At 46.5% G+C, this 15,842-nt stretch carries 10 protein-coding genes; all 10 read left to right on the top strand.

Going from position 1 to position 15,842, the window contains the following annotated elements; genetic code table 11:
- Positions 1-151: 151 nt before the first annotated feature.
- The 10 genes from pilM to ACFI32_RS08725 all read left to right on the top strand — a co-directional run bounded on the left by pilM (position 152) and on the right by ACFI32_RS08725 (position 15,709).
- Positions 152-1,207 (top strand): type IV pilus assembly protein PilM, encoded by a 1,056-nt coding sequence (gene pilM, locus ACFI32_RS08770; protein ID WP_462626158.1) that lies wholly within the window; start codon positions 152-154, stop codon positions 1,205-1,207.
- Positions 1,207-1,875 carry a PilN domain-containing protein gene (locus ACFI32_RS08765; RefSeq protein ID WP_462626157.1) on the top strand — a complete coding sequence of 223 codons (669 nt, stop codon included), beginning with the start codon at positions 1,207-1,209 and terminating at the stop codon, positions 1,873-1,875. The genes pilM and ACFI32_RS08765 overlap by 1 nt, the downstream gene beginning before the upstream one ends.
- Entirely contained in the window at positions 1,872-2,591 is a 720-nt protein-coding gene (locus ACFI32_RS08760) for a type IV pilus inner membrane component PilO (RefSeq protein ID WP_462626156.1), read from the top strand. Before ACFI32_RS08765 ends, ACFI32_RS08760 begins: the two co-directional genes overlap by 4 nt.
- A gap of 44 nt (positions 2,592-2,635) precedes the next feature.
- Entirely contained in the window at positions 2,636-3,121 is a 486-nt protein-coding gene (locus ACFI32_RS08755; protein ID WP_462626155.1) for a pilus assembly protein PilP, read from the top strand.
- Positions 3,122-3,148: 27 nt separating this feature from the next.
- Entirely contained in the window at positions 3,149-5,530 is a 2,382-nt protein-coding gene (pilQ, locus tag ACFI32_RS08750; protein ID WP_462626154.1) for a type IV pilus secretin PilQ, read from the top strand.
- A gap of 147 nt (positions 5,531-5,677) precedes the next feature.
- Complete coding sequence (gene aroK, locus ACFI32_RS08745) at positions 5,678-6,244, top strand: shikimate kinase AroK (RefSeq protein ID WP_462626153.1); 567 nt, start codon at positions 5,678-5,680, stop codon at positions 6,242-6,244.
- 128 nt (positions 6,245-6,372) lie between these two features.
- Positions 6,373-7,467 (top strand): 3-dehydroquinate synthase, encoded by a 1,095-nt coding sequence (aroB, locus tag ACFI32_RS08740; protein ID WP_462626152.1) that lies wholly within the window; start codon positions 6,373-6,375, stop codon positions 7,465-7,467.
- Between the two features lie 91 nt (positions 7,468-7,558).
- On the top strand, positions 7,559-8,545 hold the full coding sequence (locus ACFI32_RS08735) for a hypothetical protein (protein WP_462626151.1): 987 nt from the start codon (positions 7,559-7,561) through the stop codon (positions 8,543-8,545).
- Between the two features lie 864 nt (positions 8,546-9,409).
- Entirely contained in the window at positions 9,410-13,873 is a 4,464-nt protein-coding gene (gene gltB / locus ACFI32_RS08730; RefSeq protein WP_462626149.1) for a glutamate synthase large subunit, read from the top strand.
- Between the two features lie 414 nt (positions 13,874-14,287).
- On the top strand, positions 14,288-15,709 hold the full coding sequence (locus tag ACFI32_RS08725; protein WP_462626148.1) for an FAD-dependent oxidoreductase: 1,422 nt from the start codon (positions 14,288-14,290) through the stop codon (positions 15,707-15,709).
- Positions 15,710-15,842 lie beyond the last annotated feature (133 nt).

Here is a 15,842-nt window from a genome sequence, read left to right as displayed (position 1 = left end):
TACATTGAAGGAAATATGCAGGTCACATAAAAAGTGTAATTTCTCTACTATAGTTTCTTTAAATACTTGAAACTGTCTGTTAAGTAACGTATTGTATTCAATTATTACAAATACCCATCAGATCGTACATTTTATATAAGGTATAGAGTTTGTGAGGCTATTTTCTTCTAAAGGTCAGCGTTTGGTGGGGGTAGACATCTCTGCTACTTCGGTCAAACTTGTTGATATACAGCGTCAGCAAGGAATATTCCACCTTAAGTCATATGCTATTGAGCGACTATTGCCCGGCGCAGTGGTTGATAAATTGATTGTTGATGCTGAGCTGGTTGGTGATGCAATCATGCGGGCCGCGCGGCACTGTCATGTGGCTGGTGTAGATGCAGCAACGGCGGTTTCTGGTTCATCAGTCATCACCAAAATTATTGATATGGATATGAAGTTGACCGACGTTGAGCGTGAAGCTCAGATTCGTTTAGATGCTGATCAATATATTCCTTATCCGCTAGAGGAAGTGAATCTCGATTTTGAGGTGTTAGGCCCTTCATTAGTTGATGAGAATATGGTGCAAGTTTTGCTCGCCGCATCGCGTTCAGAAAACGTCGATCAGCGTGTGGACGCTCTCGTTTTTGGTGGACTAAAAGCAAAAGTTATTGATATTGAATCTCATGCTATTGAGCGTGCATTTGGATTAATGGCAAGTTATCTACCAGATCTACCACAATTGGTAGCATTGGTAGATATTGGTCACAATCAAACCACGCTATATGTCATCAAAGATGGTGAGTTTGTATACAGTCGCGAGCAGTTATTCGGTGGCATACAGTTAACAGAAGCCATTCAGAATCGATATGGACTGTCTTTTGAGGAGGCAACCATCAGCAAGCGTGAACGTAGCTTACCTGATGACTATTATTCAGAAATTCTAACCCCTTTTATGGAAAGTGCCATTCAGCAAATCACGCGATCGTTGCAGTTTTATTTTTCATCCAGTCCTTATAGCAGCATTGACCACTTGGTGCTTGCTGGTGGCAGCAGCTCAATGTCTGGTCTGTCTGGAATGGTACAGCAAAAGCTTGGCGTACCAGTCACTGTTGCTAATCCATTTGTCAAAATGACCCTAGATCCTTATATTGATAGTGAGCAGCTAGCAGTTGACGCGCCAAGCTTGATGGCTGCTTGTGGTTTGGCATTAAGGAGCTTTGACTGATGGCTCATATTAACCTGTTACCGTGGCGCCAAGAAGAACGTGAGCGCCGCAACAAAGAATTTATTACTTTGGTCGCAGCAGTCACTTTGCTTGCCTTACTGACAGCATTTGCGACATGGAGTTATTTTAACAATGAGTTGGCTGAGCAATTAGATGCTAATGCTTTGATTGAGCAGGAAAATGCACGTTTAGATACTGCGTTAACAGAAATCGATAGTTTAGAGCAGCGACGTGATGACATCGTTTCACGTATGCAGGTGATTCAAGACTTGCAAGGTCGCCGCCCTGTGCCAGTACATCTTTGGGATGACATTGCCAAAGCAATTCCATCTGCATTGTATCTCAATAACTTGAAACGGCAAGATGATCTTATTACGCTAACTGGTAAAGCTGATAATCCAAATGTGGTATCAAACTTGATTCGCAATTTAGACAATAGCGAATGGATGGATAATTCAGCAGTACGGACCATTCAGCAAGATATCACTGCTTATGCATCAGCACCAACGCTGCCTCAAGCATCTACTACAGGTGAACAGCCTCGTCCTGTTTATCCTGAAGACAGTTATGTACAATTTGTAGTCACCACAGAAGTGCAGCATGCCACAGAGACTGAAGAAGATGAGATAGCAGGTAATAATACAGCTGCCGTGGGAGATGCCTCATGAAACTGGCTCGCAAAAAATTACTGTTAAAAAAGAAAAAAACGATAGCATCGCCCAAAAAATCTTTTGATTTCAACGAATTTCGTAGCAGTTTTGAATCTTTAGATAATGACAATTACGGTAGCTGGCCAGCCCCCGTTAAAGTGACCATACTGGTATTGATTTGTGCTTTTATTGGTGCACTTGCTTGGGCGCTACCGATTAGCAATAAAATTGATGCTATTGATGCTGCTGAAAGCCAACAACAGACCTTGCTTGAGAGTTACCGTGAAAAAGAATCACGTGCTCGGCACTTAGCGGCTTATAAGGATCAGGTCACACAAATGGAGATAGAATTCAATACGCTGCTCGACCAGTTACCAAAAGAGACGCGGGTTTCAGAACTGGTTGATGGTATTAACATGACTGGAGTCGGCAGTAATATTCGCTTCCAAGATATTTCTGTTGAACCAGAGCTTGAGAATGAATTCTTTATTGAACAGCCTATACGTATCGCCGCTTTAGGTGAGTATCACCAATTTGGTAGCTTTATTAGTGGTCTTGCTGCTTTGCCTCGTATTATCACTATGCATGATTTTGAGGTCAGCAACCCGCAACCCACATTAGATGCAGTTCCAGAGCTGAATCTGGTACTACAAACCAAAACCTACCGCTCAAAAGAAATCACAGAAGATGCCGCAGCTGTTCCTGAAGCAGCAGCTACCGCGGGAGGTAATTGATGATAAATCGATCATTTATGTTCGCAGCTATAGGAATAACTAGCGTGTTATTGAGTGGTTGCGCTGACCGTATCGGAATGGCAGAGCAGGATATGGAGGCGATTCGTAATTCGCCAGCACAGCCGATTGCAGATGCGCCAAAGGCGGAGCTGATAGAGGATTTTGTATACAGTGCCAACATGGTACGAAGCCCCTTTTTGCCACCAAGCTTAGTTAACGTACAAGGACCTACTACCGCCATTGATGGTGTTCGTCCTGATATTACTCGCACAAAACAACCGCTAGAGCAATATGAGCTTTCTCAGCTTACGTTTCGCGGGATGGTAGTTTCACCAGAAGGTCAGGAGTACGCGCTTGTGCAACGTCCGGATGGCTCGGTTGCCAGTGTGAAAGTTGGTGATTATCTCGGGTTGAATAATGGCCGTATCGTTGAGATCACACCGACCCAAATTAATTTGATTGAAATTGTGCCAGATAATCGTGCTGGGTTTATCGAAAGACCGCAGTCGTTGGTTTCTCCTATCAACTAAGTTGGCATATTTTTTGAGGAATAAATAATGACAGTACGCCATAATAAGGTGATGACGATGAGTAACCGTGTATCCTCTACTTTCGCCATATCTGCATTGGCAGTCAGTATGATTGCAATCAATAGCAGTGCGTATGCTGAGCAGCGTATCAATAACGTTTCAGTGGTCCAGACTGCGCCTGCAGTTACCCAGATGCGTCTTGGATTTGATGGTGCCCCTGTGATACCAAAGGCTTACCAGTTAAATAATCCAAGCCGGTTGGTTTTGGATTTTGAACAAGTGGAAAATGGATTGACCAGCCGTTCTACTGATTACCATATCGGTATGGTCAATGATGTCACCACAAGAAGTAGTGATAATACGACTCGTTTGGTTGTGGGACTAAAGCAAGATGGCGCATACACCACAGCGGTCAGTGGTAATGACTTGATATTAACTATGACAGATCCCAGTGGTGTACAGTCTCAAGCGGCTGCACCTATGCTTGCTTCAACTGTAACAGTACCAACCACGGTCGTGACAGACAGCGCCTTCACCACTACGGCCATTAGTACTCCTGTTGTTGAAACCAGTAGTGTGGCAGTGACACCTATTGCTAACACTTCTACTGCTGTACAGGTAGAAGCACCACCAGCAGATACCATGGTAGTACGAGTCAATCCATTGCTTGACCCTAGATTGGCCTCGGCCCAAGTGAGCAAGCAGTATAATTATGATGGCTTGTCTGCATTAAATTTTACTGCAGCAGCAGATGGTGGCGGTAATGTCAGCATTGCGCTGGCTAATGAAGCGGTTCCTGTTGATGTACAGCGTCAAGGCAATAAGCTGGTCGTTCGATTAACTGGCAGTACGGTGCCACGTAACTTACTACGTCGCCTCAATATCAATAGCGGATTGGTTGGTAGTGTTGACACAAAAAATCAAGGTCAAAATGGCGTGATCACCATTAATATGCTTGGTGACTATGAGTATCAAGCTTATCAAGCTGGTAATCAGCTTAATATTGGTGTCAGCAAGCCTAAATTGCTGCGTGAGCCGACCCTTGAAGAAAAAACCTATACGGGTGAAGCGCTATCTATGGAGTTCCAAGACGTTGAGATTCGTAGCGTTTTAGACATTCTGGCGCAGTTTACGGATATGAATATTGTCGCCAGCGACTCCGTGACCGGTAATATCACCTTGCGTCTGATTAATGTGCCTTGGGATCAAGCATTAGATATTATTTTAAAGAGCAAAAATTTAGGTAAGCGCGAAAACGGTAAGGTGATTTTGGTTGCACCTGCGACTGAGCTTGCTGAGCAAGAGGCCCAAGAGCTAGCAGCGCAGCAAGCAGTCGAAGCTTATGCACCGCTACGTACGGAATACATTCGCCTGAGCTATGCGAACGCAGATGCAGTCATGACATTGATATCGGAAGGGAGCGGCTCTTCCAATAATAGTAATATCGGTATAGGGGCACGTATTGAAGATAATAATACGCTGCTCTCTAACCGAGGAACGGTAACGATTGATGAGCGCACCAATACTTTGATTATTAAAGATGTGGCTGATAGTATCGAGAACATTCGTGAACTGATCAGTAAAATCGATATTCCTGTACGTCAGGTAATGATCGAAGCACGTATCGTCAATGCTTCAGATACTTTTAGCAAGGAGATTGGCGTACGCTGGGGGATATTGTCTGATGGTGCCGCGACCAATCGTAATCTGCTGGTTGGTGGTAGTGACCAAACGTTATGGGACTTAAAGGATTTTGATGTAGAAACCACCACTGTCAATGGTCAAGAAGTCTCTTATCCGTCTTATACCATCAATCGTCCTGATAACCTAAACGTAGATTTAGGCGTTGCTAACCCAGCAGGAAGTATTGCTTTTGGTTTGCTTAACTTATCTGGGGTGACGCTTGATTTAGAATTATCGGCACTGCAAGCAGATAATCGTGGTGAAGTGATTTCTACCCCAAAAATCTTAACTGCAGACAAACAAACGGCAAAAATATCTTCAGGAACCCAGATTCCGTACCAAGAAGCCTCCGCCAGTGGTGCCACCACTACCAGCTTTAAAGAAGCTGCATTGAGTTTGGAAGCGACACCAAATATTACACCGGATGGTAAAATCGGTTTGCAACTGAATATCACTAACGGTAGTCCAAGAATATTGAATGGTGGCGTGGCGATTGATCAAGATGCCATATCAACCAATGTTATTGTTGAGGATGGTCAGACTGTGGTCTTGGGCGGTGTCTTTAGAAATACTACCAGTAATGAAGTTCAAAAAGTGCCATTCTTAGGTGATTTGCCATATATTGGTCGTGCTTTCCGCAAAGATGTACGTAACAATAACAAACAAGAGCTGCTGATCTTTGTGACTCCAAAATTGATTAACGATGGTGTTAGCCATTTAGATTAAAAGTAGTGTTATAGGCACAAAAAGAGCAAGCCTTCGGGCTTGCTCTTTTTGTGCCTGCTGATCAAGGATCTGATGAATAATCACGTTCAGTTACTAGCCAGAATATCGGTGACGTTGTATGATAGTTGATTTATCTGAGTGAGTATTATGTTGGAGGAATTGCCGTCGATATTCTTAGTCGGGCCGATGGGTGCTGGGAAGACGACAGTTGGCCGATTGCTGGCCAAGCAGCTGTCACGCGAATTTGTAGACAGTGACTGGTATATTGAGCTACAAACTGGTGCCGATATTGCTTGGATATTTGCTAAAGAAGGAGAAGCGGGTTTCCGTAGTCGTGAGACGCGAGCGATTGATGAATTGACGCAGCGCCAGCAGATCGTATTGGCGACAGGCGGTGGGGCGGTATTATGCGACGACAACCGTCGGTTTTTACACGAGCGCGGTATTGTGGTGTATTTAAATGCCCCCGTCGATGTACAGCTGGCGCGCACGGCAAAAGACAAATCGCGTCCGCTACTGCAGCAGCCAAACCCCAGAAAAATTCTACAGAACTTGTATAAAATTCGCGATCCGCTGTACCGTGACGTGGCACACATTGTCATGCCAACAGGTCACACCTATCCGCGGCATATGGTGCATCAGCTACTCCAGCAACTACAAACTTTATTTGATACTCATTTATCAGTATCTGACAGCACGTCATCTGAGTCATGATATTCGACAAAAATAAAAGCACCAATAAATATAACAAAGTGGTTTATTAAAAACGTGGCTTGCTTTGAGCCGAGTTAGGTACTTTTGACAATGAGTGGTAACGACTTCACTGAGGTAAGGAATAATTTATGACCACACCTTTATTTAATGATGACCTAACCGTCAGCACCCATAGCCATGATTATCCTATTGTTATTACAGCAAAGAGCACTATGGCTACGCAGATTGCACCGCATATCAGTGGTCAGCAAGTATTGATTGTCACTAATGAAACCATCGCGCCTTTATATTTGCAGCCGCTACAGAGTCAGCTGGCGGCTGATTTTACGGTGGCGGTATGTATTTTGCCAGATGGTGAGCAGTACAAACACCAAGAAAGCATCAATCGCATTTATGATGCTTTGATGGCAGTGCATTTCAACCGTGATGTCACACTTGTTGCGCTGGGCGGTGGCGTCATCGGTGATATGACAGGGTTTGCAGCGGCAAGTTTTATGCGCGGTGTGGATTTTATCCAGATTCCGACCACCCTATTATCGCAAGTGGACTCTAGTGTCGGTGGTAAAACAGGCATCAATCACCCTCAGGGCAAAAACATGATCGGTGCCTTTTGGCAACCTAGAATGGTACTTGCTGACATGAGTACCTTACAAACTTTGCCAGCACGCGAGTTGTCGGCAGGCTTGGCTGAGGTGATCAAATACGCGCTAATCATGGATCATGACTTTTTGGCATGGCTAGAGGACAATATGGCTGCCATGATGGCCTTAGATTTGACGGTACTTGGTCAAGCAGTTAAGCGCTGCTGTGAGTATAAAGCGCAGGTTGTTGCGGAAGATGAAAGAGAGACGGGCGTACGCGCATTGCTGAACTTTGGCCATACTTTTGGTCATGTGATTGAAACACATGAAGGCTATGGCAACTGGCTTCATGGTGAAGCCGTAGCCGCAGGTATGGTACAGGCTGCTGAGCTGTCTAAACGTTTGGGCTGGCTCAGTGAAGATGATGTGGCAAGGGTCAAGCGTATTCTGATATCGGCCCGTTTGCCGATAACGCCGCCGCCTATTGCAGTTAATACGGCACTGCACCTCATGGGTCATGATAAAAAAGTCAAACACGGACAAATCCGTCTGATTTTGTTAAAATCTTTAGGCAAGGCAGTACTGACTAATGAATTTGATGCTCAAATTCTGCATGATCTGTTGGCAGAAACTTCTGCTTAGTGCCGCGTATATGTTCAGTATATTATTCCGCCTGTTCTAGCTGATAATGCTTTTATGACGTCTTACTGGCGTTAATACCAAGGAAACACCCATGGCAGTAATCCCTCCAAGTAAGCGGCCTGCACGTCAGTCCTATCGTAGACAAGCCTTGATTTGGCTGATGACCACTTTGATTCTTGGCGTGGTGACTGCACTGGTGTGGATGTTCAGTCAAACACCCGCTATGGGTGCAAAGATTAAAAATGAACCAATTACCGCACCTGAAGTTTCAAAAACTGAGCTGAAACAGCCTTTGAAAGTGGAGTCGTTGCACGAGCTTGATACTGACGTACAGCCGATTGATTTTGAAGCGACTGTGCGAGATTTGCGCAATTATCCTGATGAGTTTAAGGATAAACGTTACTTGATAGCAAATAAAGGCAAGTGGACGGTACAAGTCATGAACGTCGCGGAAAACGACGTGGTTACCAATTACTTAGAAGGACGGCCTGACCGCAAAAAATTTGCGTATTTTCGCTATCGGGATGAAAATAACCAACTGCGTTATATGTTGACCTATGGTTTGATGAGTAGTCCGCAAGAAGCGGTAGGTGCGGCCAAACTGATTGATTTTAATCTACCAGCCAATGTGCGCGTGTTACCAGAGGAAATCAGCCGTTATATCAGCGTGATCGATAATTACGAGCGTCCAGAGCCGCTCAAAGACTTAAGCACGCAGCGCTCACGGGCTGTGCGCCTACAACCGACTAAGCGAGAAGTACCTGTGCGTCAGCCAGAACCTGAGCCTACAGCTGATAACAATGAAAATAGCAGCACCAGTAGTAATCGCCGTGTTGAGAGTATTCGCCAGTCCGAAGATACCTCAGAGACTCTAGCTGTAAACGAGGAGCGCGTTTTATCGACTGATAGTGATACGCCAGCCAAGAATAACGCTCCAAAAAATGAAAAGCCAGCCAAAGTGGAGCCTGAATCTAAAAAGCCGGCAGCAAACAACAATAGTGGCAGCGACAGCATGAAAGCGCTCATTGAGAATGGCAGCGACAGCATGAAATCGCTCATTGAGGACAAAACCAACTAACCCAATCATTTTATTACGTTTGTAGGTTCCTCCCCATAGCTGCATTCGATAATTATTATTTCGATGGAAAAACGAGCGCTCGCCACTTGCGGTAGCGCTCGTTTTTTTTATCAAGTGCGCTATGTGCCCCCTTTTTTTGACTGCATATTTTTGTTGAGTGTGATTTCACAGGTCACTCTGCGATGCTTATGTAGAACATTGTTATTATTCATATATATGAATTTTTAGGCGGTACAGATAAGAAGTTCACTTTAGTGGCTAAAGTGCTATTGATAAATGTTTATCCATTAAAGTTATGATGAGGCGAAAAAAAGACTAGATTTTTTATGATACATTAACTAAGATGAAGGTAGACGACATTATGTACGACCATCTTCGATGGCCTACAGCCTAAGCGGTATTGCTTATGATGTTGTTGCAAGCGCTGCTGTTTGCACCGTCATTATCGATAAGTGACCTGAATTTATCATCGATGATTACAAGGATTAGTTGGTTCATCGCAAGCAGCACAACTCCCTTTACCACGTTCCTCCTTTGGGCTATAAGGCGCTTGTTTATAAAGCGTTTTGTATTCAGTTACGACCATCCTACAGTCCGATAATTCATAGGCCTCTTTTTTAGCATACGCCTTATTGTAACCAGTGTGCTAGAGAATCGTGTGTCAGTGCTTAAGATACCAGCGGGCAGCACCTCGTCAACTTTGGCGTTTGCCGCTTTGCTGCCAGATAATATCCGTCTTTCGATACTTGAGTGCTCTTTTGGCTTGGTCGTGTGAATATGGCTCATCAGCCCGTTCTGCCTGCGGTCTTCAGTTTGTGTGCTGCATTGGTGCATATGCTGCCCGCCTATTTATAAGGACAAGCCATGTCAATGATCTCCCCCCACGCGCATCTTGCAACGCCAGATGACTTTTCTGATAACTGCGGTTTTGGTTTGATTGCCCATATCGAGGGTGCTGCCAGCCACGATTTGGTACAAACGGCCATTCATAGTTTGAGCTGTATGACCCATCGCGGCGGCGTCGCCGCTGATGGCAAAACAGGTGACGGCTGTGGTTTGCTGCTGGCGATGCCGACGACGTTTTTTACTACGATTGGTCAAGAACTCGGGTTTGAGGTTGACAGTAACTTTGCGGTGGGCATGGTGTTTGTTAACACCGATAGTGGCAAGGCTGCACACAGTCAGCAAGTGCTGGCAGAAGAAGTGGCGGCGCAAGGACTGAGCGTTGCAGGCTGGCGTGATGTGCCATTGGACTTGAGCATTGTCGGCGATATTGGCCGCGAAACATTGCCTGACTTTAAGCAAATCTTTGTGAATGCGTCAGAAGCGCTGTCGGCAGATGATTTTAACCGCAAACTGTTTGTAGCGCGCAAAAAAGCAGAGCAGCGCCTGATTGATGATGAATTGTTTTATGTGTGCTCGCTCAACTGCCAAACCATTATTTATAAAGGTCTGGTCATGCCATCAGATCTGCCTGCTTTTTTCTTAGACTTGCAAGATGAGCGCTTGGCATCGCATATTGTGGTTTTCCATCAGCGTTTTTCAACCAATACGCTACCGCGCTGGCCTTTAGCACAGCCGTTTCGCTATCTGGCGCACAACGGTGAGCTGAACACCATCACAGGCAACCGCAACTGGTCTGAAGCACGTACACCAAAGCTTAAGTCACCAAAGCTGCCGAATTTAAATGAGCTGCGCCCACTGGTTAACAGAACAGGTTCGGATTCGTCCAGCCTTGATAATATGCTAGAAGTATTGATGTCTGGCGGCATGAGTTTGTTCCATGCAATGTCGATCTTAGTGCCGCCTGCATGGCAGAACGTTGAAAACATGGATATGGATCTGCGCGCTTTTCATGAGTTTTATTCGCAGCATATGGAAGCGTGGGACGGCCCTGCAGGTCTGGTGATCCAAGATGGCCGCTATGCGGTTTGTATGCTAGATCGCAATGGTTTGCGTCCTTCGCGCTGGGTGACTACCAAAAATGGTTATATCACGGTTGCCTCAGAAGTGGGCGTTTGGGATTATGCCGCAAAAGACGTATTGGCAAAAGGTCGCGTTGGGCCAGGGCAGATGCTGGTGATCGATACCATGACTGGTCAAATCATGGATACCAAGGCCATCGCCACCTTACTTAAAAAAGCCCACCCTTATCGCAAGTGGCTGCGTGAAGAGGCTGTACGTATTCGTGATGATGAGCGCTTAGAGGAAACTTTGGCGGCGCAGGCCTACCGCAGCGATACTTTAAAATCGCTACAAAAGATGTATAACATCACCAATGAAGAGCGTACAGAAATCATTCGTCCCAATGCTGAAAATGGCCAAGAACCGGTTGGCTCAATGGGTGATGATACGCCAATGGCAGTGCTGTCACAGCAAATTCGCCACGTCGGTGATTTTTTCCGCCAACAGTTTGCACAGGTGACCAACCCACCGATTGACCCATTGCGGGAGTCAATCGTCATGTCACTACAAACTTGCCTTGGTGCGGAAACCAACGTCTTTGCGCCATCAGCTCGTGACGCGCATCGCTTGATTTTATCCTCGCCAGTGCTATCAGCCAGCAAAATGCATCAAATTGAAACCCTAGATGATCCTGCCTTTCGTTTGGCACGTGTTGATCTGAACTATGATCGCGAGCAAGACTTGGCCAGTGCCATCCAAGGGATTTGTGAGCAAGTTGAGCAGGCGATACGTGATGGTAATGCGTTGATCGTATTGTCTGATAAAGACATCAGCGCGGATAAAGTCCCTGCTAATGCCATCATGGTTACAGGTGCAGTGCACCATTACCTGATTGCTCAAGGTATCCGTACTGATGCCAACCTGATTATTGAAACAGGTCTGGTGCGCGACTCACACCAAGTGGCAGTACTGATCGGCTTTGGTGCGACGTGTATTTATCCTTATTTGGCTTATGACGTTATCGATGACTTGGTAGCGACAGGTGAGCTGCTTGGTGATCCGATTCAAGCGCGTGTTAATTTCCGCAAGGGCTTGGACAAAGGGTTACTAAAAATCTTATCTAAAATGGGCATCTCGACAGTGGTGTCTTACCGCGGTGCGCAGCTGTTTGAAGCGGTGGGTTTGTCAGAGCCTGTAGTGAATTTGTGCTTTAAAGGGGTGCAAAGCCGTATCAAGGGCGCAACCTTTGAAGATCTCGCCGCTGACCAAGCACAGTTGGCAGCCAATGCCTTTAAACGCCGCGCCCCACTAGAACAAGGCGGCTTGCTCAAATTTGTGTTTAATAAAGAATATCATGCCTTTAACCCTGATGTGATCAACAGCCTACATAGCGCTGTGCGTACAGGAGATTATGAAAACTATCGCCAGTATGCCGACTTGGTCAACAGTCGTCCTGTCGCTACCTTGCGTGATTTGTTGCAGGTTAAGACTGACAATCCCATCGATGTTGATGATGTGGAAGACGTCAGTGAAATCCTAGCACGCTTTGACTCTGCGGGCATGTCGTTGGGTGCACTCTCACCTGAAGCGCATGAGTCTATTGCTATCGCCATGAATACTATTGGCGGCCGCTCAAACTCAGGTGAGGGCGGGGAAGATCCAGTACGCTACGGCACACTGCGCAACTCTAAAATCAAGCAAGTGGCCTCTGGCCGTTTTGGGGTAACGCCTGCTTATCTGCGCTCAGCTGAAGTGATGCAGATCAAAGTCGCACAGGGGGCAAAACCGGGTGAAGGCGGTCAGTTACCAGGGGGTAAGGTTAACGCCCTGATTGCCCGTCTACGCTATTCAGTTCCGGGCGTCACATTGATTTCACCGCCGCCGCACCATGATATTTATTCTATTGAGGACTTGGCGCAGCTGATTTTTGATTTAAAACAAGTCAACCCTGATGCCTTGGTATCGGTTAAGTTGGTATCACGTCCGGGTGTGGGTACCATTGCGACTGGGGTTGCCAAAGCCTATGCTGATTTGATTACCATCTCAGGCTACGATGGCGGTACAGCTGCATCACCACTGTCTTCTATCCATCATGCTGGCTCGCCGTGGGAATTGGGTCTTGCTGAAGCGCACCAGTCGCTACGGGTCAATGGCTTGCGCGACAAAGTACGTATCCAGACTGATGGTGGTTTGAAAACGGGTCTTGATGTGGTCAAAGCCGCTATTTTGGGTGCAGAAAGCTTCGGTTTTGGTACCACGCCGATGATCGCGGTTGGTTGTAAGTACTTACGTATTTGTCATTTAAACAACTGCCCCACAGGTGTGGCCACGCAAAAAGCCGCGCTGCGCGACGAGCATTTCATTGGCGAAGCAGAAATGCTGATCAACTTCTTTAAATTTGTGGCAACGGAGACTCGTGAATGGCTTGCCGCGCTGGGCGTACGCAGCATGGAAGAGCTGGTTGGCCGTACTGATTTGCTTGAAGTGTTAGAAGGCACGACTGACAAGCAGCGTCATTTAGACTTATCGCCGCTGTTATACAGCCATCCTGCCAGTGCTGGTGCGCCGCAAACCTGCCAAGTACCGCGTAATGAGCCATTTGATAAAGGCTTGCTGGCTGAGCAAATGGTCAATGACATGTTACCAAGCATCCGCCAAGGGGTCGGCGGTGACTATAGTTATCATGTGGGCAACTGTGACCGTTCTATCGGCGCGCGTATTTCAGGTGAGATTGCACGCTTGTGGGGCAATGTGGGTATGAGTGACAAACCGATCAAAGTACATTTGACCGGTACGGCAGGACAAAGCCTTGGCGTTTGGAATGCGGGTGGGCTTCATCTTGAGCTTGAAGGCGATGCCAATGACTATGTAGGTAAGGGCATGGCTGGTGGCGAGATTGTGATTTATCCGCCGCAGGATTCAAGCTTTATCACTCAAAATACCGCCATTATCGGTAACACCTGTCTGTATGGTGCTACAGGCGGCAAGCTATACGCGGCAGGTACAGCAGGTGAGCGCTTTGGGGTGCGTAACTCAGGCGCACATGCCGTTGTTGAAGGTACAGGCGACCATTGCTGTGAGTATATGACAGGCGGCGTCATCACCGTACTTGGCCGTACCGGACTGAATTTTGGTGCGGGTATGACGGGCGGTTTTGCCTATGTACTGGATATGGAGGGCGATTTCTTTGATCGCTGCAACCATGAACTGATTGACCTTAACCGCATCTCAAGTGAGCAGACCGAGGCTTATCGTATCCACTTGCATCAAGTGATCGAAAATCATGTGGATAAGACGGGCAGCGCGTGGGGTCGTACCATACTGGCAGACTTTGAGCATTATGTGCGCAAATTTTATCTGGTGAAACCAAAAGCGGCAAATATTGCCTCACTACTCAAAACCACCATGGCCGATCCTCAGTAATGACCGCGATAAGGCGTCATCCCAATGATGATGCTTTATCCCCGTCATAGATATTGGCAGTGTGTCACAACGAGGATCATACTTTGTTTCAACGCTGCCCCTTTATATTGCAAGCAGGTCAGTAACACCATACGATTAAGATAGCGTCAGTAAAATACCATTAAGCGCATGATTCAGACAGTACGACCATCACTGTCATTAGCAGCGCTTCAATGATTATCACCGCTTATTGGTGTCATTGAGCCATCATTATCAGGTGCTAAAGTGAACGTGTCATCGTTATCGTCAGATGGTGATGACAGCCATCCAGCTGAGATGGCCGACGCACATCAGTGAATGATGACCAGCAATCATTTTTTACGTCCAGTCTTATCCTTATGGTTGTTTGCGCCCACTACCAAAGAGAGTTTTATTATGGCAAAACGCTTACAAAACAGTTTCCAGTTTTTAGACGTCCCTCGTTCAGAGCCAATCAAAAAAGATGTGGTTACCCGCTCAACCGAATTTGTAGAAATTTATACCCCGTTTGAGAGTGAAAGCGTGGCGCAGCAAGCGCATCGCTGCCTTGAATGTGGCAACCCTTACTGCGAATGGAAATGCCCCGTACACAACTACATTCCTAACTGGTTGAAGCTGGCGACTGAAGGCCAGATTTTTCAAGCGGCTGAGCTGTGTCATCGTACCAACACCTTACCTGAAGTCTGTGGTCGTGTTTGTCCGCAGGATCGCTTGTGTGAGGGTGCGTGTACCTTGAACGACGGCTTTGGTGCAGTGACCATTGGTAATGTTGAAAAGTACATCAATGACACCGCCTTTGCACTAGGCTGGCGTCCAGATATGTCTGATGTGATCCCCACGGACAAAAAGGTCGCTATTATTGGGGCTGGCCCTGCTGGTCTGGGCTGCGCCGATATCTTGGTTAGAAATGGTGTCAAACCAGTGGTCTTTGACAAGCGCCCAGAAATTGGTGGCTTGCTTACCTTTGGTATTCCTGAGTTTAAAATGGAAAAAGATGTTATGCGTAACCGCCGTGAGGTGTTTGAAGGCATGGGCATTGAGTTTCAGTTAGAGACCGAAATTGGCACTGATGTCAGCATGGATACCTTGATTGAAGAGTATGATGCGGTGTTCATGGGTATGGGTACTTATACCTATATGCGCGGCGGTTTTGCTGGTGAGGCACTTGATGGTGTCTATGATGCGCTTGATTTTTTGATTGCCAATGTTAATCGCTGTAATGACTGGGAGAAAAACCCAGACGACTATATTGATTTTAAAGGCAAAAAAGTAGTGGTGCTTGGCGGCGGTGATACCGCGATGGACTGTAACCGCACCAGTATTCGCCAAGGTGCGGAGCAGGTGGTTTGTGCTTATCGCCGTGATGAAGAAAACATGCCCGGCTCGCGCCGCGAAGTGGTCAATGCGCGAGAGGAGGGCGTTGAGTTCTTATTCAATCGTCAGCCAACCGAGATCATTGGTTTAAATGGTAAGGTCAGTGCAGTCAAAGTGGTCACCACTCAGCTGGGTGCGCCCGATAACCGCGGCCGCCGCCGTCCTGAGCCGATTGAAAATTCAGAAGAAATCATCGACTGTGATGCCGTTATTATGGCTTTTGGTTTCCGTCCGAGTCCTGCTGACTGGTTTGACAGTCAGCAAATTGAGATGGACAGCACTGGCCGTGTATTGGCACCAGAGGAACAGACCTTTAAGTTTCAGACCAAAAATCCAAAAGTGTTTGCTGGCGGGGATATGGTACGCGGCTCTGACTTGGTGGTTACGGCCATCTGGGAAGGTCGCCAAGCGGCTGAAGGTATCTTAGACTTTTTGGATGTTTAGAGATGAATTGTGTGCTTGATAATCTTTTATCAAGCGCTCACATTTTTTGGTATTATCCGTTATCATAGCCACATTATTAACGCCTTTTCCCTCAAAGCGGGTTAAGGCGTTATTTTTTTGGACTGCGCGTGAT

Source organism: Psychrobacter sp. PSi21, assembly GCF_054960615.1.
Note: the sequence above shows the minus strand (reverse complement) of the source record. Positions and strands in the feature narration are given on the sequence as shown.